The sequence below is a fragment of the Arthrobacter sp. BE255 genome, from assembly GCF_031457335.1.
In the GTDB taxonomy this organism is placed as follows: domain Bacteria; phylum Actinomycetota; class Actinomycetes; order Actinomycetales; family Micrococcaceae; genus Arthrobacter.
On sequence record NZ_JAVDWK010000009.1, the window covers coordinates 58,815 to 84,150 of the forward strand.

The 25,336-nt window shown below is 68.2% G+C and carries 25 protein-coding genes; 18 read left to right on the plus strand and 7 right to left on the minus strand.

Annotated elements, in window-relative coordinates:
* Positions 1-10 precede the first annotated feature (10 nt).
* Positions 11-1,705, minus strand: coding sequence for an alpha-amylase family protein (locus tag J2X42_RS15465; RefSeq protein WP_310166604.1), 1,695 nt, complete (start codon positions 1,703-1,705; stop codon positions 11-13).
* The gene (locus J2X42_RS15470) at positions 1,702-2,700 is read right to left on the minus strand and encodes a TIGR03885 family FMN-dependent LLM class oxidoreductase (RefSeq protein WP_310166607.1); all 999 of its coding nucleotides are present in this window, start codon (positions 2,698-2,700) and stop codon (positions 1,702-1,704) included. Before J2X42_RS15470 ends, J2X42_RS15465 begins: the two co-directional genes overlap by 4 nt.
* Positions 2,701-2,804: 104 nt before the next feature.
* Here J2X42_RS15470 and J2X42_RS15475 point away from each other — a divergent pair, with 104 nt between their 5' ends.
* A complete protein-coding gene (locus tag J2X42_RS15475; RefSeq protein ID WP_310166609.1) occupies positions 2,805-3,881 on the plus strand; it encodes an ATP-dependent DNA ligase in 1,077 nt (358 codons plus the stop codon).
* A 120-nt stretch (positions 3,882-4,001) separates the two neighbouring features.
* Here J2X42_RS15475 and J2X42_RS15480 read toward each other — a convergent pair whose 3' ends face one another.
* On the minus strand, positions 4,002-5,321 hold the full coding sequence (locus tag J2X42_RS15480; RefSeq protein WP_310166611.1) for an MFS transporter: 1,320 nt from the start codon (positions 5,319-5,321) through the stop codon (positions 4,002-4,004).
* A 231-nt stretch (positions 5,322-5,552) separates the two neighbouring features.
* Between J2X42_RS15480 and J2X42_RS15485 the strand changes: the two genes are divergently transcribed.
* The 17 genes from J2X42_RS15485 (at position 5,553) to J2X42_RS15565 (ending at position 21,473) form a co-directional block, all read left to right on the plus strand.
* Entirely contained in the window at positions 5,553-6,368 is an 816-nt protein-coding gene (locus J2X42_RS15485) for an IclR family transcriptional regulator (RefSeq protein ID WP_310166612.1), read from the plus strand.
* A gap of 183 nt (positions 6,369-6,551) precedes the next feature.
* Positions 6,552-7,433: a shikimate dehydrogenase gene (locus J2X42_RS15490; RefSeq protein ID WP_310166614.1), complete on the plus strand. Its 882-nt coding sequence runs from the start codon at positions 6,552-6,554 to the stop codon at positions 7,431-7,433.
* Positions 7,433-9,379: a TIM barrel protein gene (locus J2X42_RS15495; protein WP_310166615.1), complete on the plus strand. Its 1,947-nt coding sequence runs from the start codon at positions 7,433-7,435 to the stop codon at positions 9,377-9,379. Before J2X42_RS15490 ends, J2X42_RS15495 begins: the two co-directional genes overlap by 1 nt.
* 61 nt (positions 9,380-9,440) lie before the next feature.
* Entirely contained in the window at positions 9,441-10,319 is an 879-nt protein-coding gene (pcaH, locus tag J2X42_RS15500) for a protocatechuate 3,4-dioxygenase subunit beta (protein WP_310166617.1), read from the plus strand.
* A gap of 16 nt (positions 10,320-10,335) precedes the next feature.
* Entirely contained in the window at positions 10,336-10,902 is a 567-nt protein-coding gene (gene pcaG, locus J2X42_RS15505) for a protocatechuate 3,4-dioxygenase subunit alpha (protein ID WP_310166619.1), read from the plus strand.
* Positions 10,899-12,398: a lyase family protein gene (locus J2X42_RS15510; RefSeq protein ID WP_310166621.1), complete on the plus strand. Its 1,500-nt coding sequence runs from the start codon at positions 10,899-10,901 to the stop codon at positions 12,396-12,398. Before pcaG ends, J2X42_RS15510 begins: the two co-directional genes overlap by 4 nt.
* Positions 12,391-13,209 (plus strand): alpha/beta fold hydrolase, encoded by an 819-nt coding sequence (locus J2X42_RS15515; RefSeq protein ID WP_310166622.1) that lies wholly within the window; start codon positions 12,391-12,393, stop codon positions 13,207-13,209. Before J2X42_RS15510 ends, J2X42_RS15515 begins: the two co-directional genes overlap by 8 nt.
* Positions 13,206-13,643, plus strand: coding sequence for a 4-carboxymuconolactone decarboxylase (gene pcaC / locus J2X42_RS15520; protein WP_310166624.1), 438 nt, complete (start codon positions 13,206-13,208; stop codon positions 13,641-13,643). Before J2X42_RS15515 ends, pcaC begins: the two co-directional genes overlap by 4 nt.
* Positions 13,640-14,839 carry a thiolase family protein gene (locus tag J2X42_RS15525; RefSeq protein ID WP_310166627.1) on the plus strand — a complete coding sequence of 400 codons (1,200 nt, stop codon included), beginning with the start codon at positions 13,640-13,642 and terminating at the stop codon, positions 14,837-14,839. The genes pcaC and J2X42_RS15525 overlap by 4 nt, the downstream gene beginning before the upstream one ends.
* Positions 14,840-14,857: 18 nt before the next feature.
* Positions 14,858-15,517 (plus strand): 3-oxoacid CoA-transferase subunit A, encoded by a 660-nt coding sequence (locus tag J2X42_RS15530; RefSeq protein WP_310166628.1) that lies wholly within the window; start codon positions 14,858-14,860, stop codon positions 15,515-15,517.
* A 1-nt stretch (position 15,518) separates the two neighbouring features.
* Positions 15,519-16,199 carry a 3-oxoacid CoA-transferase subunit B gene (locus J2X42_RS15535; protein WP_310166630.1) on the plus strand — a complete coding sequence of 227 codons (681 nt, stop codon included), beginning with the start codon at positions 15,519-15,521 and terminating at the stop codon, positions 16,197-16,199.
* Between the two features lie 97 nt (positions 16,200-16,296).
* Positions 16,297-17,106 (plus strand): IclR family transcriptional regulator C-terminal domain-containing protein, encoded by an 810-nt coding sequence (locus J2X42_RS15540; RefSeq protein WP_310166632.1) that lies wholly within the window; start codon positions 16,297-16,299, stop codon positions 17,104-17,106.
* Positions 17,107-17,290: 184 nt separating this feature from the next.
* On the plus strand, positions 17,291-18,514 hold the full coding sequence (locus tag J2X42_RS15545) for a Re/Si-specific NAD(P)(+) transhydrogenase subunit alpha (protein ID WP_310166793.1): 1,224 nt from the start codon (positions 17,291-17,293) through the stop codon (positions 18,512-18,514).
* Positions 18,514-18,834, plus strand: a complete 321-nt coding sequence (locus J2X42_RS15550) for an NAD(P) transhydrogenase subunit alpha (protein WP_310166633.1) — start codon at positions 18,514-18,516, stop codon at positions 18,832-18,834. Before J2X42_RS15545 ends, J2X42_RS15550 begins: the two co-directional genes overlap by 1 nt.
* Positions 18,831-20,204, plus strand: a complete 1,374-nt coding sequence (locus J2X42_RS15555; protein WP_310166635.1) for an NAD(P)(+) transhydrogenase (Re/Si-specific) subunit beta — start codon at positions 18,831-18,833, stop codon at positions 20,202-20,204. Before J2X42_RS15550 ends, J2X42_RS15555 begins: the two co-directional genes overlap by 4 nt.
* Before the next feature lie 60 nt (positions 20,205-20,264).
* Positions 20,265-20,519, plus strand: a complete 255-nt coding sequence (locus tag J2X42_RS15560; RefSeq protein WP_310166637.1) for a hypothetical protein — start codon at positions 20,265-20,267, stop codon at positions 20,517-20,519.
* A 36-nt stretch (positions 20,520-20,555) separates the two neighbouring features.
* The gene (locus tag J2X42_RS15565; protein ID WP_310166639.1) at positions 20,556-21,473 is read left to right on the plus strand and encodes a diacylglycerol kinase family protein; all 918 of its coding nucleotides are present in this window, start codon (positions 20,556-20,558) and stop codon (positions 21,471-21,473) included.
* A 159-nt stretch (positions 21,474-21,632) separates the two neighbouring features.
* Here the strand turns inward: J2X42_RS15565 and J2X42_RS15570 are convergent, their stop codons facing one another.
* From J2X42_RS15570 to J2X42_RS15585, 4 genes are read right to left on the minus strand one after another with little or no spacing between them, the layout of a single operon-like run.
* Complete coding sequence (locus J2X42_RS15570) at positions 21,633-22,361, minus strand: aspartate/glutamate racemase family protein (RefSeq protein ID WP_310166641.1); 729 nt, start codon at positions 22,359-22,361, stop codon at positions 21,633-21,635.
* Positions 22,362-22,368: 7 nt separating this feature from the next.
* A complete protein-coding gene (locus J2X42_RS15575; protein WP_310166642.1) occupies positions 22,369-23,823 on the minus strand; it encodes an amidohydrolase family protein in 1,455 nt (484 codons plus the stop codon).
* A 10-nt stretch (positions 23,824-23,833) separates the two neighbouring features.
* Positions 23,834-24,616 carry an aspartate/glutamate racemase family protein gene (locus J2X42_RS15580; RefSeq protein WP_310166646.1) on the minus strand — a complete coding sequence of 261 codons (783 nt, stop codon included), beginning with the start codon at positions 24,614-24,616 and terminating at the stop codon, positions 23,834-23,836.
* Positions 24,613-25,296 carry a GntR family transcriptional regulator gene (locus tag J2X42_RS15585; protein WP_310166648.1) on the minus strand — a complete coding sequence of 228 codons (684 nt, stop codon included), beginning with the start codon at positions 25,294-25,296 and terminating at the stop codon, positions 24,613-24,615. Before J2X42_RS15585 ends, J2X42_RS15580 begins: the two co-directional genes overlap by 4 nt.
* Between the last annotated feature and the right edge of the window lie 40 nt (positions 25,297-25,336).

Here is a 25,336-nt window from a genome sequence, read left to right on the forward strand (position 1 = left end):
TGCCGGCCGGTCAGGGCGCCAGCCGGTCGCCCGGCTGCTGCACGCGGAACCACCGGTAACCGTAACGGCCCAGCTCAACGGTGAAGCCGCCGTCGGGCTCCAAAGGCACGTCGCCGCCGTCGAGCACGTCCAGCAGGGTGGCACCCCTGTAGGCCCGTTTCGGCGCATCCTCACCGCCCACCTTGCCGGTGACCTTCACCTTCCTCGTGCCGAAGTTGTGCAGCAGCACCATGGTGGCTCCGTCCGAGGTGCACGTGTGCGCGAGGACCGTTGGTTCGGGTTGGTCGATCACGGCGAACTCGCCCCAGCCCAATTCGGGGGACTCGCGGTAGCGCTGGATCAGCCTGGCCATAAAGTTCCAAAGCGAATCCGGGTCGCGTTTGGCGGCGGCCGCGTTGACGTTGGCCGGACCGTAGTCGCCGCGGGCCAGCGGGACCACCAGATCGGACGCCTTCGCACTGGAGAATCCGCCGTTCTTCGTGCTGTTCCACTGCATGGGGGTGCGGACGGCGGCCCTGCTCTTCTGCCGCAGGTCCTCGCCCATGCCGATTTCCTCGCCATAGAACAGGACCGGAGTGCCGGGGAGCGAGAACATCAGCGAGTACACCATCCGGATCCGTTCGGCGTCCCCGCCGAGCATTGGCGGCAGCCTGCGGCGGAGGCCACGTCCGTAGATCTGCATGTTCTTCTCCGGGCCGAAGGCAGCGAACACCTCCTGCCGTTCGGCGTCGCTGAGCTTGTCCAGCGTGAGTTCATCGTGGTTGCGGACGAACATGGCCCATTGGTTGTCGGGGTGCAGCGGCGGGCGGCTCTTCAGGTTCTCGGCCAGCGGCCGGGCGTCCTGGCGGGCCAGGGAAAGGTAGAGATGCTGCATGGTCATAAAGTCGAACTGCATGTTCAGCTCGTTGCCCTCGGCGCCGCCGAAGTATTCCAGCTGTTCCTTGTAGGGCAGGTTGACCTCGCCGAGCATCACGGCGCTGCCGTTGCGGCGGCCCAGGAAGCTGCGCAGCGCGCTCAGGTATTCATGCGGGTCCAGGTTGGCGGCCTCGTCCTTGGGCTGGCCCCGGGTTTCCAGGAAGAACGGCACGGCGTCCAGCCGGAAACCGTCCAGCCCGAGCTCCAGCCAGAGCCCCATCGCCTTGGCGATTTCGTTCCGGACGTTGGGATGCGTCACGTTCAGGTCCGGCTGGTGCTCGGCGAACATGTGCAGGTACCACTCGCCGGTGGCGTCATCCTTCGTCCACAGGGACGTCTGCTCGCCGGGGAAGACCACCTCCGAGGAGGTGTCCGGAGGAGTGTCCGCCCGCCACACGTAGTAGTCCCGGTACGGGTTGTCCTTCGATTTCCGTGCCTCCACGAACCACGGATGCTGGTTGGACGTGTGGTTGACCACGAAGTCCGCAATCACCCGCATCCCCCGGTCCTTGGCGCTGCGGACAAACTCCACGAGGTCGCCCATGGTGCCCAGCCGCGGATCCACGGTGAAGAAATCCGTGACGTCGTAGCCGTCATCGCGGTCCGGCGACGGGTAGAACGGCATCAGCCAGATGCACGTGACACCCAACGCCGCGAGGTAGTCGACGCGCTGGGTGAGGCCGGCGAAATCGCCGGTGCCGTCGCCGTCGTCATCGAAGAACGTCTCCACGTCCAGGCAGTAGATGACGGCGTTCTTCCACCACAGGTCCGAGGTCTCCGCGATCCTCACGGTGTTGCCCCTTCCGCTCGTGTGTCCGGAACCGGCGCCGGACGCAGTTGGGGCAGCACGTCAGCGCCGAACGCCTCGATGAACGGGGCCTGGTCCTGGCCCACAAAGTGCAGGTACAGCTCGTCGAAGCCCAGGGCCGCGTACCCTGCCAGCCACTCGGCGTGCCGGTCCAGGCTGGCGGAGATGTTCACCGCTTTCCGGACCTGGCCCTCGCCCACGTGGCCGCTGACGCCGTCGAAATGGGCCGCGGTGGGCAGGTCCCAGGGCACCGGAGGGGCGAAGGTGTTGGTCCGCCACTGGTCCAGCGCCGTGGCCACGGCATCCTCCTCGCGCGGCGCCCAGGACAGGTGCACCTGCAGGATGGCGTGGCCCTGGCCGCCGTTGTCCCGGTACGCGGCCAGCATATGCTTCAGCTTGTCCGGCGGCTGGTTGACCGTCACCAGGCCGTCCGCCCAGGCGGCTGACCGGCGGGCGGTGTCCACGCTGATGGCCGGGGCGATCAGCGGGGGAGGGGGTTCCGGCAGGTCCCAGATCCGGGCCTGCTCCACCGTTACCAGGCCGTGGTGCGTGACGTCCTCGCCGCGGTGCAGGCGGCGGATGATGTCCACGCACTCCTCAAGCCGCCGCTGCCGTGTTTCCTTGGGCGGCCAGGCGTCGCCTGTGATGTGCTCGTTCATGTTTTCGCCGCTGCCCGGCGCCAGCCAGAACCGGCCCGGGAACATGCCGGCCAGGGTGGCGGAGGCGTGGGCGGTGATGGCCGGGTGGTAGCGCTGTCCCGGGGCCGTCACCACGCCGAAGCGGAGGCCGGTGGTGGCCAGCGCGGCGCCCAGCCAGGACCAGGCGAAACCGGAGTGTCCCTGCCGGGCTGACCACGGTTCAATGTGGTCCGAGCACATGGCGGCGTCAAAACCCGCCCGCTCGGCGTGCCGGACGTCCTTGAGAAGCTGTGCGGGACTGATCTGCTCATGCGAGGCGTGAAAGCCGACGGTGACCATCGTTAAGGTCTACAGGCCCGTGGACGGCGGTGTCGAGGCCTTTCGGCCGGACTTGCGGATCCGGGCCCTACCGCCGGCGCGGCAGCCGGGCAAGAATGGGGCCTATGAAACTTCCCGTGATGCCGCCCGTTTCGCCGATGCTCGCCAAGGCTGTCAGTGGAATGCCGGACGGCGCACTGAGCTATGAGCCCAAGTGGGATGGCTTCCGGTCCATCATCTTCCGCGACGGCGACGAGGTGGAGATCGGAAGCCGCAACGAGAAACCCATGACGCGGTACTTCCCGGAGGTCGTGGAAGCGCTGAAGGCGAACCTGCCGCCGCGCTGCGTGCTGGACGGCGAGATTGTCCTGGTGGGCCGATCAGGGGACCGGCTGGACTTCGACGCCCTGCAGCAGCGCATCCATCCTGCTGCCAGCCGGGTGAAGCTGCTGGCGGAGCAGACGCCGGCGAAGTTTGTGGCCTTTGACCTGCTGGCCCTCGGGGACGAGGACTACACCGGCCGGCCCTTTTCCGAGCGGCGGGCCGCACTGGAGCAGGCGCTCGCCGGCAGCCAGGCGCCGGTCCACCTCACGGCCGCCACCCGGGACAAGGACACCGCCGAGCAGTGGTTCCGGCAGTTTGAGGGCGCCGGCCTGGACGGGATCGTGGCCAAACCGCTGGATGGCTCCTACCAGCCGGACAAACGCGTGATGTTCAAGGTCAAGCACGAACGCACTGCCGACTGCGTGGTGGCCGGCTACCGCGTGCACAAGAGCGGCCCGGACGTGATCGGCTCGCTCCTGCTCGGCCTGTACAAGGACGACGGCGTCCTGGCCAGCGTGGGCGTGATCGGCGCGTTCCCGATGAAGCGCCGGCAGGAACTGTTTGCCGAACTGCAGCAGCTGGTCACCGACTTCGACGGGCACCCGTGGGCGTGGGCCAAGCAGGAGGAAGGCGACCGGACGCCGCGGAACGCCGAAGGCAGCCGCTGGAGCGCCGGAAAGGACCTGTCCTTCGTGCCGCTGCGGCCGGAGCTGGTGGTGGAGGTCAGGTACGACCACATGGAGGGCGACCGCTTCCGCCACACCGCCCAGTTCAACCGCTGGCGGCCGGACCGGGACCCGGAATCATGCACCTACGAACAGCTGGAGGAGCCGGTGAACTTCGACCTGGCCTCCGTGCTCGAGACCGGGCGGCCCTAGCAACCCGGCCGTCCGCCGTCGTACTTTTGGGTTGCTGCCGGAATAGCCCATTTTTCAACGGGAAAAGCCCGCCATTCGGGGGAATGGCGGGCTTTCCGGTCCCAAAACCGGGCTGGTGCGTTACTTCAGGCCGAGCTGCTTGGTGGGGACCCTGAAGGTTTCCTTGGCCGTCAGCGCGGAGATAGCCGCGATGGAGCAGATGATGGCGGTGAAGATGCTGATCTGGACCCAGCCGCCGGGCTTGATGCCGCCCATGGCTGCCACGATCGCCGGGGCGAAGCCTGCCATCAGGAAGCCCAACTGCGTGCCGATGGCCAGGCCGGAGAACCGGACCTTGGTGCTGAACATCTCGGCGTAAAAGGACGGCCAGACGGCGTTGGAAGCGGCGTAACCGCAGGAGAAGAAGCCGATGGCTGCGAGGAACATCAGCGGGACGCTGCCGGATTCCAGGCTGAGGAGGAACACCGGGGTGAGGATGGCGCTGGAGAGTGCGCCGTAGATGAAGACGGGCTTGCGGCCGATCCTGTCGGCGAGCTTACCGAAGAGCGGCTGCGTGCCCAGGGCTACGAGGTTGGCGCCCACCACCAGCCACAGGGTGGTGGTGCCGTCGACGCCGGCAACGGTCTTGGCGTAGCTGATGGCCAGGGTGCCGAACACGGTGGAGACGGCGGCGATGAACGCGCAGCAGACCACGCGGAGGACGTCGCGCCAGTGGCTCTTGAGCAGGTCGGCCACGGGGAGCTTGGAGATCTCGGCATTCTTCTGGGCTTCCTCGAAGGCCGGGGGTTCGTGCAGCGTGCGGCGGATGAAGAACGCAACCATCACGACGACGGCGCTGAGCCAGAACGGGACGCGCCAGCCGATGCCGTACTTGATGTCGTCCGGGAGGGCCAGGACGGGGATGAAGGCGAGGGCGGCGAGGATCTGGCCACCCTGGGTTCCGGTCAGGGTCCAGGAGGTGAAGAAGGAACGGCGGTTGTCCGGAGCGTGCTCCAGGGTCATGGAGGAGGCGCCGGCCTGTTCGCCAGCGGCCGAGAGGCCCTGGCAGAGCCTTGCGAGCACCAGCAGGGCAGGAGCCCACCAGCCAACGGTGTTGAAGTCCGGCAGGCAGCCGATCAGGAAGGTGGAGGCACCCATCAGGATTAGCGTGAACATCAGGACCTTCCGCCGGCCCACCCGGTCTCCGAAGTGGCCCAGGATGACGGCGCCCACCGGCCGCGCCACGTAGGCAAAGCCGAAGGTGGCGAAGGACATGATGGCCGCGTTCGCGTCAGCATTCGGGAAGAAGACCGTGGGGAAGATCAGGGCGGCGGCGGAACCGAAGATGAAGAAGTCGTAGTATTCGACGGCGCTGCCCAGGAAGCTTGCGAGGGCTGCCTTCTTCGGCGTCCCGGCCGGGGCAGCGATGCCTGGCTCGGCGGACGGAAGTTTCTGGCTCATGGAATTCCTTTGGTGTGACGACTTTGTCGCGGATGGATCAGGGGCTCGCAGCCGGCGCTTGCCTGGGGTAAGGCTTGGCGCGGCACGGCTGGAGGTGCGGGGGAACCCGGACAGTAGCCACATGGTGGGAGCTACTTGTGCGATATAGCAATGATGGCTGTGAGTACAGTCACTTGTCAAGAAAATAATCACCATCTAGAAATAGTTGCCACGATGTGGCAATATCGACTTATGAGTGTGAACCAAGCCACAGAGGTCGACGACGTAACCCCCGAGCCAAAGGCGGCCAAAGGTGACCGGACGGACATGGTGGGCAAGGCCCTGGGCCTCCTTGTCCTCCTCGGGGACGAGCCCCGCGGCGCCAGTGCCGCGGAAATCTCCCGCCGCGCAGACCTGCCCTTCAGCACCACGTACCGCCTGCTGGGCTCGCTCACGCGGGACGGTTTTGTGGATTACGAACCGGATGGCCGCCGCTACCACCTGGGCCTGCGCATCTTCCAGCTGGGCCAGCGGGTGTCCAACCACCACGGCTTTGCCGGCACGGCAATGCCGGTTCTCCGCCGCGTGACGGAGCAGACGGGTGAGGCCACCATCCTCAGCGTCAGGGACGGCCACCACCACCTGACGGTCAACAAGGTGGACGGCCCGCAGATGTTCCGGGTGACCAGTGACCCCGGCCACCTCGGCTCTTTGCATACCACCGCGGTGGGCAAGGCGCTGGTGGCGTTCGCCGAGGACTCGGAGCGGGAACGCCTCCTGGCTGAGCTGGAGCTGGATCCCCTGACGGAGCACTCCATTACCGACAGGGATGCCTTCCGCGCCGAAATCGACAAGGTCCGGCGCGAGGGGTTCGCCGTCATGGATGAGGAGAACGAGACCGGCATGCGCGCCGTGGCCGTCCCGCTTTTCAACTCCCAGGGCTACGCCTTCGCCTCCCTGGCCACAGCGGTCCCGGTTTTTCGCCTGAGCCTGGAAGCCCTGATCGCCCACGTTCCCGTCCTGCAGGAGGCGGCGGCTGAGCTGTCTGCCCGCCTCCCGCAGCGCTGACCCTCGCCGTGAAAAATGCGGCGGGCCTTGGCATTTACTGACCCAAACCCAATCCATGTTCGCATCTCGAACAAGAGTGCGATATGTGAACATGTGCTGTACTGTAATCCCTAACACCGGACCCGCCGCGCCCGCCAAGGCCTGCGCAGGCCGCCCGGTGCCGTTACCAAAGGAGCTGCACGGATGAGTAATCGAACTGAGTCCTACTTGGTGGGACTGGTCGGGGACGGCGTGATGCCGTCACTCACCCCCCACATGCACGAACGCGAAGGCGACGTGCAGGGCCTGCGCTATCTCTACCGCCCCATCGACCTGCTGGAGCTCGGCCTCCCCGGCGAATCCGTCGGCCACCTGCTCCAGAGCGCCCGCAGCCTTGGCTTCAACGGCCTGAACATCACCCACCCCTGCAAGCAGCTGGTACTGGAGCACCTGGATGAAATCTCCCCGGACGCCCTCAGGCTGGGCGCCGTCAACACCGTGGTGATCGAGGACGGCCGTTTCATCGGCCACAACACAGATTTCTCCGGCTTTGCCGCGGCCCTGGCCGCCGGCCTCCCCTCCGCGGAGCTGGACCGCGTGGTCCAGCTGGGCGCCGGCGGCGCCGGTTCCGCCGTCGCCTACGCCCTGCTCACCGCTGGCGTCAAGGCCCTGGACCTGGTGGACGTGGATCCCGCCCGCTGTGCCGCGAAGGCTGCGGAACTGGCTGGCTTCTTCCCGCAGAGCACCGTCACGGCCCGGACGACGGCGGAGCTGCCGCAGCTTTTGCCCCTCGCTGACGGCCTCGTCCACTGCACCCCCGTGGGAATGGCCGCCCACCCCGGCGTCCCGCTGGACCTGGACCTGCTGGAGCCCCGGCACTGGGTTGCGGACATCGTCTACCGCCCCATCGACACCGAACTGGTCCGCGGCGCACGCGCCAAAGGCTGCGACGTCCTGGACGGCGGCCGGATGGCCGTGGGCCAGGCGGCGGACGCGTTCCGGATCTTCACCGGGCTGACAGCCGACGCTGACAGGATGCGTTCGCACTTCCTGGAACTTGTGGCCGCGGAAGAGGTGGCCGCCTGATGCGCACCGGAATCGCCACCGTCTGCCTTTCAGGCACCCTGAAGGAGAAGATGCAGGCCTGCGCCATCGCAGGCTTCGACGGCATCGAGATCTTCGAGCAGGACCTGGTCACCTCGCCCCTGACGCCCGAGGACGTCCGCAAGATGGCGGCAGACCTGGGCCTGACCCTTGACCTCTACCAGCCCTTCCGCGACTTTGACAGCGTGTCCGAGGACCTTCTCGCCGCCAACCTCCGCCGCGCCGAAGCCAAGTTCAGGCTTATGGCCCGGCTGGGCATGGACACCATCCTGGTCTGCTCCAACGTGGCCACCGCCAGCATCGACAGCGACGACCTCCGGACCGAACAGCTGGGCCGCCTGGCCGAACTGGCCGGCGAGCACGGCGTCAAGGTGGCCTACGAGGCCCTGGCCTGGGGCAAGTACGTCAGCGACTACGAGCACGCGCACCGGCTGGTGGAGGCAGTGGACCACCCCAACCTGGGCACCTGTTTGGACTCCTTCCACATCCTGTCCCGCGACTGGAACACAGCACCCATCGAGGCGTTCAACCCGGAGAAGATCTTCTTCGTCCAGGTGGCGGACGCACCCAAGCTGTCCATGGACGTGCTGTCCTGGAGCCGGCACTACCGGGTCTTCCCGGGCGAAGGCCAGTTCGAGCTCGCCAAGTTCATGGGCCACGTGGTCCGCGCCGGCTATGCGGGCCCCGTGTCGCTTGAGATCTTCAATGACGTCTTCCGCCAGTCGGACGTGGAGCGCACCGCCGTCGATGGCATGCGCTCGCTGATCTGGCTGGAGGAACAGAGCGCCAAATGGCTGGACGCCAACGCACCGGTGCTGTCCGGCGCCGCGCCGGGCACCGGCCTGGGCACCCACGCCGCGGGCCGCCGTCGTTATCCGATGGAGCTTGCCACGCTCCCGCAGGTGGCCGAACCGGCAGGCTTCAACTTCGCCGAGGTCAAGGCTGCTGACACCGCCGGGCTGGAAAAAGTCCTGGGCCAGCTGGGCTTCGAGTTCAACGGCCGCCACCGCACCAAGGACGTCCAGCTGTGGACCATGGGCCACGCCCGGGTCATCATCAACGAGGCCGGCCCCGACGCCGGGGACACAACGCCCACGATCGCGGCCCTTGGTTTCGACGTCGATTCACCCGTGATTGCCTCCGCCCGCGCCCAGCAGCTCAAGGCCCCGGCGGTGCCCCGCAAGAGCCAGGCGAACGAGGAGGTGTTCCAGGGCTTCGCCGCCCCGGACTCCACGGAGATCTTCCTGTGCCAGGGCAGCCCGGACGGGACCGCGGCCTGGACCAGCGAATTCGGCGAGGGGCTGGAAGTGCCCGCCGCTGGCGCCTCCGCCGTGATCGACCACGTGAACCTGGCCCAGCCCTGGCAGCACTTTGACGAGGCAGTCCTCTTCTACACCAGCGCCCTGGCCCTGGAAGCGCAGCCTTTCGCCGAGGTTCCCAGCCCCACCGGCCTGGTCCGCTCGCAGGTGATGCTCACCGAAAACCGCGCCGTGCGGCTCGTGCTGAACCTCGCCCCGCTCATCCAGCAGGACGGAGCGTCGGTTGATTCCGGCGCTGCGAATTCTGACGGCGCGGGCACCGGTGCGCGCAGGACCTACCAGGAACACATCGCCTTCGCCGTGGACGACCTCGTGGCCACCGCACGGGACTGCAAGGCCCGCGGCCTGGAGTTCCTGGAGATCCCGGCGAACTACTACGAGGACCTGGACACCCGGTTTGGGCTGGCGCCGGACTTCCTGGCCACGCTGCAGGAACTGAACCTCCTGTACGACCGTGACGCCGACGGCGAGTTCCTGCATTTCTACACCGCCACCGTGGGCAGTGTGTTCTTCGAAATGGTGGAACGCCGCGGAAACTATGACGGCTACGGCGCCCCCAACGCGCCCGTCCGGCACGCAGTCCAGTACGACCTCCTGCACCGCACCTGACCCGCCCGCCTGAATCCCAGCACCTTTAACAACAGCAACGCAACCACGAAAGGAGCCAGCCGTGCCGCAGCACATCACTACCGAACAGCTTGACACCGACGAGCTCGTACCGGCCGCCGAACCCCATGCCGGGCACCAGCCCCTGGACCGCGCCATCGAGACCCAGGCCGATCTCAGTGCAGAGATCAACGCCATGGGCGAGGCATACGCCCGGGCGCTCAAGGACGGCACCCCCGCCGAGACCCAGCCCCGTTTGGACTACCCGCCCTACCGCAGCAGCATCCTGCGGCACCCCACCAAGAGCCTGCAGCACGCAGACCCGGAGACCATCGAGCTGTACTCCCCGGCCTTCGGACACCAGGACGTGCACGCCCTGGAGTCGGACCTGACCATCCAGCACAACGGCGAACCCCAGGGTGAGCGCATCATCGTCGCAGGCAAGGTCCTCGACGGCGACGGCCGCCCCGTTGCCGGCCAGCTCGTGGAAATCTGGCAGGCCAACGCCGCCGGCCGCTACATGCACAAGCGCGACCAGCACCCGGCACCGCTGGACCCCAACTTCACCGGCATCGGCCGCTGCATCACCGGGCCGGACGGCTCCTACCGTTTCACCACCATCAAGCCCGGCGCCTACCCGTGGAAAAACCACCTCAACGCCTGGCGCCCCGCCCACATCCACTTCTCGATGTTCGGCACCGAGTTCACCCAGCGCATCATCACGCAGATGTACTTCCCGGGCGACCAGCTCTTCCCGCTGGACCCCATCTACCAGACCATCGTGGACCCGGACGCCCGGGACCGCCTGGTAGCCAAGTACGACCACGACCTGACCGAACCCGAGTGGGCCCTGGGCTACAACTGGGACATCGTCCTGACCGGCCCGAAGCGGACCTGGACCGAAAACGAAGCACTAGGTACAGCAGGCGACGAGAGTGAATAGGCAGGCAGATAGGCACATGAGCAACCAGACCACCAAGCTTGTTCCCACCCCCGGCCAGACCGTCGGCCCGTTCTACGGCTACGCCCTGCCGTTCGAGAAGGACAACGAACTCCTGGCCCCCGGCTCGCCGGGCTCCATCCGCCTCCAGGGCACCGTGTACGACGGCGCAGGGGAAACTGTCCCGGACGCCATCCTGGAAATCTGGCAGCCCGACGCCGACGGCAAGATCGTCCAGAAGACCGGTTCGCTGGTCCGCGACGGCTACACCTTCACAGGCTGGGGCCGCGGCTCTGTGGGCTACTCCGGCGTGTTTACCTTCACCACGGTCAACCCCGGCCCCACCGAACCGGGGGCGGCGCCGTTCATTTCGGTGGCCATCTTTGCCCGCGGCCTGACGAACCGCCTGTTCACCCGCATCTACCTGCCGGAGAACGGGGAAGCCCTCGCCGCGGACCCGCTTCTCAGCTCCCTGGACCCGGAACGCCGGAAGACCCTGATCGCCCGCCGCGATCCCGACGGCGGACTGACCTGGGACATCCGCCTGCAGGGTGAGGGCGAAACAGTCTTCCTGGACTTCCAGTGAACAACGCCGCCCTGGGCCTTTCCGGAAGCGCGGCCGACGGCGACGCCGGCCTGCTGAGCCCCGTGTCGGCGTCGCCCCTGGTGGGCGCGCTGACGGGGGACCGCGCGGTGCTGGCGGCGATCCTCGCCGTCGAGTCCGGCTGGGCCGCCGTGCTGGAGAAGGCCGGCCTGGCGCCGTCCGGATCCGCCGCCGTCGTGGCCTCCGCCGCCGAGGCGGGCCGCTACGACGTGGCGGACATCGCGTTCCGCGCCCAGGGTGGCGGCAACCCCGTGATCCCGCTGCTGGCCGACCTGCGGAAGCAGGTCCAGGCGCGGGACACCTCCAGCGTGGGCGCCGTGAAAGCGGTCCACACGTCACTGACCAGCCAGGACGTGCTGGACACGGCCCTGATGCTGCTGGCGCGCAACACCGTTGAGGCCCTGCTGGCTGACCTGAAAAGCACGACGGCGGTGCTCGCCGCCCTCGCGGAACAGCATGCGGACACGCTGTGCGTGGGCAGGAGCCTGACCCAGCACTCGTTGCCGTTCACCTTCGGGCTCCGCGCCGCGCAGTGGTTCCACGGCGTGGCAGCGGCAGGCCGGCAGTTGGAGCAGGTGCAGCTGCCGGTGCAGTTCGGCGGCGCGGCAGGCACCTTGGCCGCCGGCACCGTGCTGACCTCCGGGACGGCGTCCACCCCCTTTGGCCTGGCGGATTCGCTGGCCGCCCAGCTTGGACTCGCCGCGGCGCCCGCACCGTGGCACACCAACCGCCTGGCCATCACGTCCCTCGGTAATGCCCTGGCTTCGGTGCTGGACGCGTACGGCAAGCTCGCCGCCGACGTCCTGTTCCTCAGCCGACCCGAGGTGGCCGAGCTGGCCGAGCCGCGGGCCGCGGGCAGGGGCGTGTCCTCGGCCATGCCGCAGAAACAGAACCCCGTGCTCGCCGTCCTGGTCCGCAGCGCCGCCCTGCAGGCGCCGCAGCTCGCGGCCCAGCTGCACCTGGCGGCCGCCAACTTCAACGACGAACGCCCCGACGGGGCCTGGCACACCGAATGGCCTGCCCTCCGCGGTCTCCTCAGCCTGGCCCTGGCCGCGGCCGGCCACGTGAAGGAGCTGACGGAAGGCCTGCAGGTTTTCCCGGTGGCCATGCGCCGCAACCTGGACCTCGCCGGTCCCTTACTGCTGGCTGAAGGGGTAGGGGCAGCCGTCGCACCGCTCTTGGAGGAAAAGGACGGCGCCACCGGCAAACAGCAGCTCCAGGCCGTGGTGGACCGGACCCTTGAGGTGCCGGCAGCGGACCAGGCCGGCACGTACCGGCGGCTGCTCCGCGAGGCTGTCCCGGCCGGCCAGGTCACTGATCTTCGGCTGGAAGAGCTCCTGGATCCGGCCAGTTACCTGGGCCAGGCCGCCGGGATCTCCCGGCGGATCCTCGCAGCGTTCCCGGACTTTGCCCTGTCCGCCACAGATTCTTCCAACACTTCAGCACCCAACGACGCGAACGGAGCCAACCGTGGCTAAACCGACCCTGAAGGCAGTGCTGCTTTCGCCCCAGCGCCCGCTGGGAGACAGGCCCCTGCTCGTAGCCGGACCGTCCCTGGGCACGTCCACCCTCCTGTGGACCGAGGCGGCAACACTGCTCGGCACCGACTACGACGTGGTGGCCTGGGACCTGCCCGGCCACGGCGTCTCGCCTGCGGCCACCGAAGGCTTTGATGTGGCCGACCTCGCGGACGCGGTGGTGGACCTCGTGGACACCATCGCGCCCGGCGCCGGCTTCCACTACGCCGGGGTTTCCCTCGGCGGCGCCACCGGCCTGCAGCTGGGGATCAAGCACGGCGAACGCCTCAAGAGCCTCTCGGTCCAGTGCAGCGGCGCCAAGCTGGGCACCCCGGAAGGATGGCTGGAACGCGCTGAAACCGTGCGCGCCCAGGGAACCCCCGTGATGATCCAGGGCTCCGCGCAGCGCTGGTTCGCGCCGGGCTTCATGGACCGCGAACCCGCCCGGAGCAGCCGCCTCCTGCACGCCCTGCGCGACGCCGACCGCTTCAGCTACGCCTTCTGCTGCGAAGCACTGGCATCCTTTGACGTCCGCGGTGACCTCGGCAGCATCAGCGTCCCCACGCAGGCACTGGCCGGTGCGGAGGACACTGTTGCGCCGCCGTCGTTCGCGGAGGAAGTGGCGGCGGGCATCAGCGCCGGCGGGGGCACTGCCAACGCCGTGACGCTGGGCGGTGTGGCCCACCTTGCCCCGTTCGAGGCACCCGGCCACGTGGCCGACCTGCTCCGCAACCTCATCTCATGGACCGAATCCCAGGAGGCAGCCAAATGAGCAGCATTAACCTTCCAGGCGCACGGAACGGCGTCGTCCAGCCGGATGCCACCAGCCAGGAGATCTACGACGGCGGCATGGTGGTCCGCCGCGAGGTGCTGGGCGCCGAACATGTGGACCGGGCCAACGCCAACAAGGACGAATTCACCGAAGACTTCCAGGACATGATCACGCGAATCGCGTGGGGTGGCATCTGGACCCGCCCGGGCCTTCCGCGGCAGATGCGCTCTGCCGTGACCATCACCGCGATGGTGGCGCACGGGCACTGGGAAGAGCTGGCCATGCACATCCGCGCGGCCATCACCAACGGCCTGAGCCGGGATGAGATCAAGGAAATCCTGCTGCAGACCGCCATCTACTGCGGAGTCCCCTCCGCCAACACAGCGTTCAAGACCGCCCAGCAGGTTTTTAAGGAAATGGACAACAACTCATGAACCAGGCTTTTGTGTACGACGCCGTTCGCACGCCTTTCGGTAAGTTCGGCTCCGGTCTCGCGGCGGTCCGCCCGGATGACTTGGCGGCGCACGTGATCACCGAATCCGTGAAGCGGGCCCCCGGCCTTGACCCCGAACGGATCGACGAGGTCGTGTTCGGCAACGCCAACGGCGCGGGCGAGGAAAACCGCAACATTGCCCGGATGGGCACGTTGCTGGCAGGCCTGCCTGTCTCCATCCCGGGCACCACGGTGAACCGGCTCTGCGGTTCCTCGCTGGACGCCGCGATCATCGCCTCACGCCAGATTAACGCCGGCGACGCCGAGCTGATGCTGGTGGGCGGCGCGGAGTCGATGTCCCGCGCCCCGTGGGTGCTGCCCAAGACCGAGAAGCCCTACCCGGCAGGGGATATGACCCTGGCGTCCACCACGCTGGGCTGGCGCCTGGTGAACAAGGCCATGCCGAAGGAGTGGACCATCTCCCTGGGCGAGGCCACAGAGCGGCTGCGCGAGAAGTACGGCGTGACCCGGGAGCAGCAGGACGAGTTCGCAGCGAACTCGCACAACCTGTCCGCCGCTGCATGGGACGAGGGTTTCTACGACAACCTCGTGGCCCCGGTGCCGGGCACTGACCTGATCCGCGACGAAGGCATCCGCGCCGGGTCCTCGGCCGAGAAGCTCGCCGGCCTCAAGACGGTGTTCCGGACGGAGAACGGCACCGTCACTGCCGGTAACGCGTCGCCGTTGTCCGACGGCGCCTCCGCGGCCTGGATCGGCAGCGAAAATGCCGCCGGGCTGCTGGGGCTCGAACCGCTGGCACGGATCGCCGGCCGCGGCGCGCACGGCAACGACCCGCAGTACTTCGGCTACGCCCCGGTGGAGGCGGCGAACAAGGCCCTCGCGAAGGCGGGCATCGGCTGGGACCAGGTGGGCGCCGTCGAACTTAACGAAGCGTTTGCCGCGCAGTCCCTGGCATGCATCAACGCCTGGGGCATTGACTCCTCGATCGTGAACCGGCACGGTGGCGCGATTGCCATGGGCCACCCGCTCGGCGCGTCCGGCACCCGGATCCTGGGCACCCTCGCCCGGTCCCTGCAGGCCTCCGGGCAGCGCTGGGGTGTCGCTGCGATCTGCATCGGCGTGGGCCAGGGCCTGGCTGTTGTCCTCGAAAACGTAACTACCGGTGCTTCGGCATAACAGACAGGGCTAAGAGAGATGCTGAATTTTGTAGACACCGTGGCCGATGCCGTGGCCGGGATCAAGGACGGTTCCACCGTGATGATCGGCGGGTTCGGCAACGCCGGGCAGCCGTTCGAACTGATCGACGCGCTGATGGACTGCGGAGCCCGCGAGCTGACAGTGGTGAACAACAACGCCGGCCAGGGCGACCAGGGCCTCGCGCTGCTGATCAAGGAAGGCCGGGTGAAGAAGATGATCTGCTCCTTCCCGCGGCAGTCCGACTCCTGGCACTTCGACGCCAAGTACAAGGCCGGGGAGATCGAGCTGGAGCTGGTGCCGCAGGGCAACCTTGCCGAGCGGATCCGCGCCGCCGGAGCCGGCATCGGCGGGTTCTTCACCCCCACCGGCTACGGCACCATGCTGGCCGAGGGCAAGGAAACCCGCATCATCGACGGCCGCGGCCAGGTCTTCGAGACGCCCATCCACGCCGATGTCGCCCTGATCAAGGCCCTCAAAGCCGACGGCAAGGGCAACCTCGTGTACCGCAAGACCGCGCGCAACTTCGGCCCCATCATGGCCGCGGCCGCGAAGCAGAGCATCGTCCAGGTCTCCGAAATCGTCCCCACCGGGGCACTGGACCCGGAAACCGTCGTCACCCCCGGAATCTACGTCAACACCATTGTGAAGGTGGCCTGAGATGAGCATTGCAACTTCCATCCAGACGTCCGAGACGCCGCTGGGCCGCGACGACCTCGCCCGGCTCGTGGCCAAGGACATCCAGCCAGGCTCGTTCGTGAACCTCGGCATCGGCCAACCCACACTGGTGTCCAACTACCTCACCGCGGACCAGGACATCACCCTGCACACCGAGAACGGCATGCTGGGCATGGGCCCGGAAGCCAAGGGCGAGCAGATCGACGGCGACCTCATCAACGCCGGCAAGATCCCGGTCACCGAACTCCCGGGGGCGTCCTACTTCCACCACGCCGACTCCTTCGCGATCATGCGCGGGGGACACCTGGACATCTGCGTGCTCGGCGCGTTCCAGGTCTCGGCCACCGGTGACCTCGCCAACTGGCACACCGGTGCCCCTGACGCCATCCCGGCCGTGGGCGGCGCGATGGATCTCGCCACCGGCGCCAAGGACGTGTTCGTGATGATGACGCTCCTGACCCGGGAGGGCGCCTCCAAGATCGTGGAGGCCTGCACCTACCCGCTCACCGGCGTCGGCTGCGTCACCCGCGTGTACACCGACAAGGCCGTCTTCCTCACCGGACCCGGCGGCGTCCAGGTCCGCGAAACCTTCGGCTGCACCCTGGAGGAGCTCCAGGAACTGGTGCCGGTCCCGCTCACAGCAGCCCCCGCCGTCGCGCCTTAAACACCCCCACGCCCGGCGCGAACGTACACTTGGGGCCCCTGCGGGCCGCGGTTCTGGGGCCGCAAGTGTACGTTCGCGCCGAATAGGATTGGTAACCATGACCCACGCACCAGCAGACACGCAGGCCGCTCCGCAGGCGGGCGACCAGTACGTGCAGTCGCTGGCGCGGGGTCTGGCCGTGATCCGTGCCTTCGATACCGACCACCCCCTGATGACCCTCACCGAAGTCGCCGCCCGTACGGACCTGACCCGGGCCACCGCGCGGCGCTTCCTGCACACGCTGGTGGAACTGGGCTACGTCCGCACCGACGGCAAGACCTTCGCGCTGACGGCCAAGGTGCTCCAGCTCGGCTACGCCTACCTTTCCGGGCTGTCGCTGCCGCAGCTGGCCCAGCCGCACCTGGAGGAACTGTCGCTGAAGCTGGGTGAGTCCACGTCCGCCGCGGTGCTGGACGGCACGGACATCGCCTACATCGCCCGGGTGACCACCCGCCGGATCATGAACGTGGGCATCACCGTGGGCACCCGCTTCCCGGCGCATGCCACCTCCATGGGCAGGGTACTGCTGGCGGCCCTGCCGCCGGCCGAACTCAAGGCCTACCTGGCCTCAGCCGAGATCAAGCCGCTCACGCCCCGCGCACTGGGCACTCCCCAGGAGCTGCTCGCAGTCCTGGATACCGTCCGCGCCCAGGGCTGGTGCCTGCTGGACCAGGAGCTGGAGCTGGGGCTGATGTCCGTGGCGGCCCCGGTCCATGACGGACCCAAGGTGGTGGCGGCGGTGAACGTTTCCCTGCAGGCCCAGTCCGTCGCTGCCCGGCCGGACCCTGAGGCGTACCTCGCCTCGGTGGCGCAGGAGATCGTGGCTACGGCGAAGCTCATCTCGGCGGACCTGACCGCCCGGGGGTAACACGCGAACAGGCAGGTAATACCCCCAAAACACGAATCTGCGGGAATTAGCTGCCAGTTCGCGCAGGGGGCCATAGACTCTAGCCAACTACGTGCAGCAGTGCCGCTCCGCGAAGTTCCCGCCGGTCAAACGGACGGACCTGGACCTCGAGGCGCTGCCGCACACGTTTGTGAGGGGAGTGGCCGTGCAACTGGGCATACCGCGGGAACGGCATGAGGGTGAACGGCGCGTGGCCGCCACCCCGGAAACCGTCCAGCAACTGACCGGACTGGGCCTGGACGTGCTGATCGAGGCGGGGGCCGGCGACGCAGCAGGCCACAGCGACCATGAATACATCCACGCCGGGGCCCGGATAGTCCCGTCCCTCGACACCCGCGGCCTGGACATCCTCATCCACGTCCGCCCGCTGGATCCGGCGACGGCCAAGTCGCTGAAACCCGGCGCCGTCACCGTGGGAATGGCCTCGCCGTCGTCCCAGCTGGCCACCGTCCAGGCGCTCGCTGACGCCGGAGTCACCTCCTTCGCCCTGGAACTGGTGCCCCGCATCTCCCGCGCCCAGTCCATGGACGCGCTCAGCTCCCAGGCCCTCGTGGCCGGCTACCGCTGCGTCCTGGAAGCCGCCATCCGCCTGCCGCGATTTTTCCCCCTCTACATGACCGCCGCCGGAACGGTGCCGCCCGCCCGGGTGCTGGTGCTCGGCGCCGGGGTGGCCGGGCTGCAGGCCATCGGCACTGCAAAACGGCTCGGAGCCCGGGTCTCCGCCAACGACATCCGCCCGGCCTCCGCGGATGAGGTCGCATCCATGGGCGGCACCTTCATCAGGCTCGACCTCGAAACCGCCGAAGCCTCCGGCGGCTACGCCCGCGAACTCAGCGCCGACCGCGGCGCCCTCCAGCGTGAACTTCTCGCACCGCACGTCGGCCAGGCGGATGTCCTGATTACGACGGCGGCGGTCCCCGGCAGGCGCGCGCCGCTCCTCGTGAGCCGCCAGATGGTGCAGGCCATGCGGCCCGGTTCCGTCGTCGTCGACCTCGCCGCGGAGACCGGCGGCAACGTGGAGGGATCCGTTCCCGGCGAGGACATCCTGGTGCCCACCGCGGACGGGCAGGGCTACATCACGCTGGTGGGGTTGAAGGACGCGCCGTCAGCGATGGCCTCGGACGCGTCCCGCCTCTACGCCAAGAACGTGGCCAACCTGCTCGCCCTGATGACCCGGGACGGGGTGGTTGCACCCGATTTCGACGACGAGGTGGTGGCCGGCGCCTGCCTCACGCACGACGGCGCGGTGCGGCACCTGCCCACGGCGGAGGCCCTCGCCGCGCTCATCCCGGCGCTGCCCGACCACTCACCGACGGTCCAGGCCGACGGCGTCCACGTCGACAGTGTCCACGGCGAGGGGGGAATCTGATGGACGGCATGAGCCTGCTGACCGTCACCGTGCTGGCCGTTTTTGTTGGCTTCGAAGTGGTCTCCAAGGTCTCCAGCACCCTGCACACCCCGCTGATGTCCGGGGCGAACGCCATCCACGGCATCATCCTGGTAGGCGCCATCATCGTGGCGGGCCAGGCGGCCGACCCGGTGATCCTGGCCGTGGCGCTGCTCGCCGTGGTGCTGGCCACCGCCAACCTGGTGGGCGGCTTCGTGGTGACCGACCGGATGCTGCACATGTTCCATGGCCGGAAGGAAGCCGCCGGCAAGGCATCCGCGGGCAAGGGGGAGGGACAATGACCCTCCTCGATCCGGTCTGGACCTCCCTGCTCTACCTCATAGCCGCCGTATTCTTCATCCTTGCCCTGCGCGGCCTCAGCTCCCCCCGCACCGCGCGCCGCGGGAACCTGGTGGGCGCCTTCGGAGCGCTGCTGGCCGTCATTACCGTCTTTCTGTCCGCCCGTCTGGACAACATTCCCTGGATCATCGGCGCCATCGCGGTGGGAACCGCGGTGGCCGCACCCGTGGCCCGGCGGGTGCAGATGACCCAGATGCCCCAGCTCGTGGCGCTCTTCAACGGTGTAGGCGGCGGCGCCGCGGCCCTGGTGGCGCTGCTGGAGCTCGGCCATACGGCGGACCCGTGGGTGCGCCTCGCCATTGTCTTCACCCTCCTGGTGGGCGCCGTGTCCTTCGCCGGATCCGGGGTCACCTTCGCCAAGCTCCAGGAGCTGATGACCACCCGCCCCGTCGTTTTCCCCGGATTGCCGGTGGTGATGGCGGTGGTGCTGCTTGCTGCGGTGGGTGCCGCCGTCGCCGTCGTCCTCACCGGTTCCCTGCCGCTGGCGGTGCTGCTGTTGGTCCTGGGCCTCGCGGCCGGCGTGCTGCTGGTGCTCCCGGTGGGCGGCGCGGACGTACCGATCGTCATCTCGCTCCTGAACGCGTTCACCGGCCTGGCGGTGGCGGCGTCCGGCGTGGTCCTGGGCAACGTCCTGCTGGTGGTGGCCGGAACCCTGGTGGGCGCCTCCGGTACCATCCTCACCCGGGCCATGGCCGCGGCGATGGGCCGAAGCGTGGCCGGCATCCTGTTCGGCGCCTTCCGGGGAGGTTCGACGGCGGGATCCACCGCCGTGAGCGAACGTCCCGTCAGGTCCTCCAGCGCAGAAGACGTGGCGGTGCTGCTGGGCTACGCGCAGCGGGTGATCATCGTGCCCGGCTACGGCCTGGCCGTGGCGCAGGGGCAGCACACCGCCGCCGAACTGGCGCTGGCCCTCGAAGCCCGCGGCATCGAGGTGGACTTCGCGATCCACCCCGTGGCCGGCCGGATGCCGGGGCACATGAACGTGCTCCTGGCCGAGGCCAATGTGCCGTACGAGTCGCTCAAGGAGATGGGCGAGATCAACTCCGAGTTCCGCACTGCTGACGTGGCGCTGGTGGTGGGCGCCAACGACGTCGTGAACCCGGCCGCGAAGACGTCCTCCGGGTCGCCGATCTACGGCATGCCCATCCTGGAGGTGTCCGATGCCCGCCAGGTGATTTTCCTGAAGCGCTCCATGCGGCCGGGATTCGCCGGCATCGAGAATGAGCTGCTGTACGAACCGCACACCTCACTGCTCTTTGGCGACGCCAAGGATTCCCTGGCCAAGGTGCTGGGCGCGGTGAAGGCGCTGTAGCCCGCGGACCGTAGGATCAACAGTGATACCTACCCCGACTTTTCACGAGGAGCCATCCCCATGACCAACCCGCAGACCCCGCCCGGCGCGGCTACCGCAGCCCGGCCGGCCCGTCCCGTCTGGCTGATGCCGGTCATCATGACGGTGGTCACCGGAGTCATCGGCATGGTCCTGGTGGCTGGCCAGGGGCTGTTCTGGATGATCGCCGTCATCGCCGTGGTTGATGCCATCGGTGTCTTCACCATCGTGCGGTCGTCCCGGATTAACGCCCGGAACCAGGAAGCCCGTGCCCGGGAAACAGAAAACCGCCTCTAACACCGCCAGCCACTTTCCACGTCACCGAAGGACATCATGACAGCCAACAGCTCCGAAGCCCCCAAACGCGCGGCGATCATCATCAATCCTGCCAAGCCGGTGGACGTGGACGTGCGCGCCCTGGCAGCGAAGCACTGCTCGGCGAACGGGTGGGGCGAGCCCATCTGGCTGGAGACCACCAAGGAGGACCCGGGCGTCGGACAGGCGAAGGACGCGCTTGAGCAGGGCGCCGCCGTCGTTATTGCCGCCGGCGGCGACGGCACCGTGCGGTGCGTGGCCGAGGTCCTTGCCGGCGGGGACGTGCCCATGGGGCTGCTCCCGTTCGGCACGGGGAACCTGCTGGCCCGCAACCTGGGCATGGACGTCACGGACTTCGACGGCGCCATGGCCGGTGCGCTGGCGGGAACCGAGCGGAAAATCGACGTCGTCCGCGCCCGCCGGAACGACCCCGACAAGGAGCAGCTGTTCCTGGTAATGGCCGGCGTGGGGTACGACGCCACCATCATGGCGGACACCAACGAGGACCTCAAGGACAAGGTGGGCTGGCTGGCCTACGTGGACGCCGGCATCCGGAACCTGCCGGGCAAGCCGGTCAAGGCCACCATCCAGATCGACGGCGAGCCCGTGGTCCACCGCCGGGTCCGCAGCGTCATGGTGGGCAACTGCGGCAAGGTCCAGGGCGGCCTGGAGATCTTCCCCGACGCCAAGGTGGACGATGGCCTCCTCGACGTGGTGGTCCTGGCGCCCCGGGGCAAGCTCGGCTGGTTCTCCGTGATCGCCGGCATGATCGGCAAGGGGAAGGGCAAGGACACGTCCGTTGAATACTTCCAGGGCAAATCCGTGGAGATCACGCTGGAGCACAACGACGATTACCAGCTCGACGGCGACCACGAGGGCGAGGGCAAGCATGTCCTGATGACCCTGGAGCCGTCCGCCCTCACGATCCGGCTGTAACCCAGCCGGCCGCCGGAACTCCGGCAGCCCGGGCCCAGATAGCCCGGGCACAGGCGTTAAAGGGTTTCGACGGCGGCCCGCTCCCAGTGGGCGGGCCGCCGTCGGTTCTTGACTGGGCTGCTGGAACTGCAGGCCGCTGAGCCGCAGTTTGCCGGGCGTTTAGCCGGCCAGCAGCCTGCCCCACCTCGGTGCGAGCAAGGGGGACCCGGCAAGTTTGAGGCAGTGCCACAGCGTCACGGCCACGGAGTCCAGCACCGGAACGCCGGTCTCTGCCTCCACGTCCGCGGCGATGTTGGCGCCGTACAGGTTGGTGCAGAGGTAGACCAGGGCATCCGGCCGGGCGGCGGCCAGCTCCAGCGACCCCGGCCGCATCTCGTCGTCCGTGACCCGGGCGAAGGACTCGTTGTCGCTGAGTCCCAGGGCGCGGTGGCCGATGGTTTTGATTCCGTCCCGCTGGTAGGAGTCCATGACCGCGCGGTTGACGTCCTCCGTGTATGGCGTGAAAAGCCCGATCCGCTCCGTGCCGAAGGACTCGAAAGCCTCCAGGTAGGCGAGCGTGGAGGTGGTGGCGGGGATGCCCGTCGCATCCACGATTTCGGCGACCAGCTCCCGGTCGTGGTCCGCGCCGAGCCACGAGCCGGACGTGCCGTTCCAGGCGATGACGTCCACGTCGGCCGTTGCCAGCAGCTCGGCGGCGGTGCGCATGACGGCGGGGTCGAACTGCTTGTCCGAGGAGTCATCCAGGGCGATCCGGGTGACGGGAATCCGGGTGAAGTGGATGGTGACGTCGTCCCGGTCGCCCAGGATGCGGTAGCTCTGCGGCTCCAGGCAGGTATTGGAGGACGGCACGATCATGCCGATGCGGGTCTTGCGTGCTGCGGTTGGCATGGGGCTCCTAGAGAGTAATAGCGGATTCGACGGCGGTGGCGGGTGATGCGGGGGTCAGCGGCGACAGCGCGTCGCGGTGTTCGGTGAACCCGTTGCGGGCCACGAAGCGGCCCACGGGGCCGGGATCCTGGAAGCCGGCATCGTCCACCACCACGCGCCCGGCGGAGACGACGGCGGCGGGCCAGCCGGTGAGCGCCTTCCCCTCGAACGGCGAGAAATCAGTTCCCATGTGCAGGGCACCGCCGTCGACGGCGCGTTCCGTGGCGGGATCGAAGATCACCAGGTCGGCGTCGAACCCTTCCACGATGGCGCCCTTGCGCGGCACCGCGTTGATCCGGGCCGGGCCCGCGGAGAAGACCTCCACGAAGTCCTCCACGGAACCGCCCGCTTCGGAGACGAGCGCCGTGAAGGTCACGGGCATGCGGGTCTCGACGCCGGGCAGGCCGTGCGGCATGAAGCGGACGTCGTCCGTGCGCTCGCGTTTCTGCGAGAGGTCGTAGCAGGAGTGGTCCGAGGCCACGGTGTGGATGGCCCCGGCGGCGAGGCGTTCCTTGAGGGCGGCGACTGTTTCGGCGCTGCGAATGGGCGGGCAGCAGGCGTACCACTCCGGGAAGGCGCCGCCGTAGACGGTGTCGTCGAGGGTCAGGTAGTGCGGGCAGGTCTCGGAATAGGCTTCCTGGCCGCGCCCGCGGGCTTCGGTGACCAGGTCCACGGCCCCGGGCGTTGACTGGTGCACGAAGTACACGGGCGCTCCGGTGTATTCGGCCATGGCGAGGGTTTCCTTGACGGAGGTTTCCTCGGCCAGCTCCGGCCGGGTGCGGTGCAGGTGTTCGATCCCGATCCGGCCGTCCGCGGCGTGCTGCTCGGTGCAGTCGGCAATGATGGCATCGTGTTCGGCGTGGATGTAGGTGAGGCCGTCCAGGCGGACCATTTCACGCATGACCTTCAGGATGGTGTCGCCGTCTGCCATGGTGGAGCCGCGGTTGGTGGTGTACATCTTCACGGAGCGCACACCTTCGGCGGCGAGCTGCTCCAGCTGCCAGGGCACGGTTTCGTCCCAGCTGACCACGGAGCCGTGCAGGGCCACGTCGCAGCGCGATTCGGTGGCCAGCCGCTTCTTGTTCAGCACGGCGTCCAGCGGGGTTTCCTGGGCGTCGCGGGGGATGCCGAAGTCGATGATGGTGGTGGTGCCGCCCCACAGGGCGGCCGTGGAGGTGGTGCAGTAGTCGTCCAGGGTGCGGAAGCGGCCGGTCACCTGGGCCACGTGGCAGTGGGCGTCAACGCCGCCCGGGATCACCAGCTGGCCGCTGGCGTCCACGGTGCGGGTGGCTGCGGGGACGGGTTCGGCGGCGTCGACGAGCTGCACGATGCGGCCGCCGTCGACCACCACGTGGGCAGCCTGCCGGCCGAAACTGTTGACCACGGTGCCGTGGGCGATGACGAGATCTGGCGTGTGGGACATCGTTGTCCTCCTACTTCTGCGTGGCGGTGGCGGTGGCAGTGACGTTGGCCTGCGCGGCGGCCAGGGCGGCGTCGAGGTTTTGGGAGAGTCCGCTGCGGCGCTTGACGGGCGGCGGGGCGAACGCGCCCTGCCGGTGGAAGCCGGACTGCAGGGCCACGACGGCTTCGGTCATCCGGATGCCGGCGGAGATTCCGTCCACCACGGGAACGGGGATCTGCCCCTCAAGGTCACGGGCCAGTCCGGCGAGCGGGGCACCTGCAAGGATCACGACGTCGGCGCCGTCCTCCTCGACGGCCTGCCGGCTGAGTGCCAGGAGGGTGTCCTTGAAGTCGGCCTGGACGGAACCGATCGAGTTCAGGCTCTGGTTGATGGACCGGATGGAGGCCAGCCGGCCGCCGAGGCCGAAATGTTCAACGCAGTCCCGGTACCAGGCGGTGATGCGGTCGGAGATGGCGATGATGGAGAAGCGCTGGCCCTGCAGGGCGGCGGCACAGAGGGCGGCCTCGGTGATGCCGATAACCGGAACGTCCACCAGTTCCTTGAGGGCCGGCATCCCTGGATCGCCGAAGGCGGCTACGACGATGCCGTCCACCTGGCCGTGATACTCGGCGATGATCTCGGCGACGGCGCCGGCGGCGATCAGGGATTCAAAGCGGGTTTCGATGTACTCGACGCCGTGCCCGGCGGTCCGTACGACCAACTCGGTGTCAGGTCCGGCCGAGCGCAGGGCTTCGGCCTCGATCAGGGCGGTGACGTCGTTGCTGATGTTGGGGTTGATGACGAGGAGTTTCATGTTCGTTTCCGTTGGAGGGTGAGTTCGGCTGCGGGGGAGTCTTCGGGGAACTGCTCGCGGTACTTGCCGATGTGCGACGCCGATTGGACGGCTGCGCGTTCCGGGTCGCCGCTGGCGATGGCACCGTAGAGCTCACGGTGTTCCTGGATCAGTTCCGGGAGATCGCTGACATGGCGGAAGAGCCAGTGCATACGGCCCTGGAGGGGTTCCAGTGCCGAACGCAGGAAGTCGTTGTTGGCGATGCGGGTGATGGCATCGTGGAATTCGCTGTTGGCGCGGTGGGCATCCATGATGGCGCCCTTGGCGAGGCAGCGGTCCGCCTCGTCCAGGAGGCCCTGGAGCTGGGCAAGGTCTGCCTCGGTGGCGCGGGCTGCGGCCAGGCGGCAGGCGAGGACCTCGAGGGACTGGCGGACGTCAAAGAGGTCTTCGACGTCTTTGGCGCTCAGTCCGCTGACTTCCATGCCCCGGGAGGCGCGGTCCCGGATGAGGCCTTCCTGGCGGAGCATCCGGAGGGCTTCCCTGACCGGGAGCCGGGAGACGTTGAATTCCGCGGCAAGGTCGCGTTCCACGAGCCGGGTGCCGGGCGCGTAATGCCCTTCGAAGATCCTGGTGCGCAGGGTATCGCGCACGGCTTCCCGCAGGGGGCGGTCCGTGTTGGGGTTCTCAGGTGCAGCCAGCATCTTTGCTCCATTCGTGGTTTTTGAGTGACTCTACGTCCTC

Excerpts from the sequence above, each read along its gene's own strand:
- J2X42_RS15535 (WP_310166630.1), top strand. The coding sequence starts at position 15,519 with ATGAGCATTGCAACTTCCATCCAGACGTCCGAGACGCCGCTGGGCCGC.
- J2X42_RS15475 (WP_310166609.1), top strand. The coding sequence starts at position 2,805 with ATGAAACTTCCCGTGATGCCGCCCGTTTCGCCGATGCTCGCCAAGGCT.
- J2X42_RS15555 (WP_310166635.1), top strand. The coding sequence starts at position 18,831 with ATGACCCTCCTCGATCCGGTCTGGACCTCCCTGCTCTACCTCATAGCC.
- J2X42_RS15495 (WP_310166615.1), top strand. The coding sequence starts at position 7,433 with ATGCGCACCGGAATCGCCACCGTCTGCCTTTCAGGCACCCTGAAGGAG.
- J2X42_RS15470 (WP_310166607.1), bottom strand. The coding sequence starts at position 2,700 with ATGGTCACCGTCGGCTTTCACGCCTCGCATGAGCAGATCAGTCCCGCA.
- J2X42_RS15580 (WP_310166646.1), bottom strand. The coding sequence starts at position 24,616 with ATGAAACTCCTCGTCATCAACCCCAACATCAGCAACGACGTCACCGCC.
- J2X42_RS15550 (WP_310166633.1), top strand. The coding sequence starts at position 18,514 with ATGGACGGCATGAGCCTGCTGACCGTCACCGTGCTGGCCGTTTTTGTT.
- J2X42_RS15490 (WP_310166614.1), top strand. The coding sequence starts at position 6,552 with ATGAGTAATCGAACTGAGTCCTACTTGGTGGGACTGGTCGGGGACGGC.
- pcaC (WP_310166624.1), top strand. The coding sequence starts at position 13,206 with ATGAGCAGCATTAACCTTCCAGGCGCACGGAACGGCGTCGTCCAGCCG.
- J2X42_RS15530 (WP_310166628.1), top strand. The coding sequence starts at position 14,858 with ATGCTGAATTTTGTAGACACCGTGGCCGATGCCGTGGCCGGGATCAAG.
- J2X42_RS15585 (WP_310166648.1), bottom strand. The coding sequence starts at position 25,296 with ATGCTGGCTGCACCTGAGAACCCCAACACGGACCGCCCCCTGCGGGAA.
- J2X42_RS15570 (WP_310166641.1), bottom strand. The coding sequence starts at position 22,361 with ATGCCAACCGCAGCACGCAAGACCCGCATCGGCATGATCGTGCCGTCC.
- J2X42_RS15560 (WP_310166637.1), top strand. The coding sequence starts at position 20,265 with ATGACCAACCCGCAGACCCCGCCCGGCGCGGCTACCGCAGCCCGGCCG.
- pcaG (WP_310166619.1), top strand. The coding sequence starts at position 10,336 with ATGAGCAACCAGACCACCAAGCTTGTTCCCACCCCCGGCCAGACCGTC.
- J2X42_RS15525 (WP_310166627.1), top strand. The coding sequence starts at position 13,640 with ATGAACCAGGCTTTTGTGTACGACGCCGTTCGCACGCCTTTCGGTAAG.
- J2X42_RS15575 (WP_310166642.1), bottom strand. The coding sequence starts at position 23,823 with ATGTCCCACACGCCAGATCTCGTCATCGCCCACGGCACCGTGGTCAAC.
- J2X42_RS15480 (WP_310166611.1), bottom strand. The coding sequence starts at position 5,321 with ATGAGCCAGAAACTTCCGTCCGCCGAGCCAGGCATCGCTGCCCCGGCC.
- J2X42_RS15485 (WP_310166612.1), top strand. The coding sequence starts at position 5,553 with ATGAGTGTGAACCAAGCCACAGAGGTCGACGACGTAACCCCCGAGCCA.
- J2X42_RS15540 (WP_310166632.1), top strand. The coding sequence starts at position 16,297 with ATGACCCACGCACCAGCAGACACGCAGGCCGCTCCGCAGGCGGGCGAC.
- J2X42_RS15565 (WP_310166639.1), top strand. The coding sequence starts at position 20,556 with ATGACAGCCAACAGCTCCGAAGCCCCCAAACGCGCGGCGATCATCATC.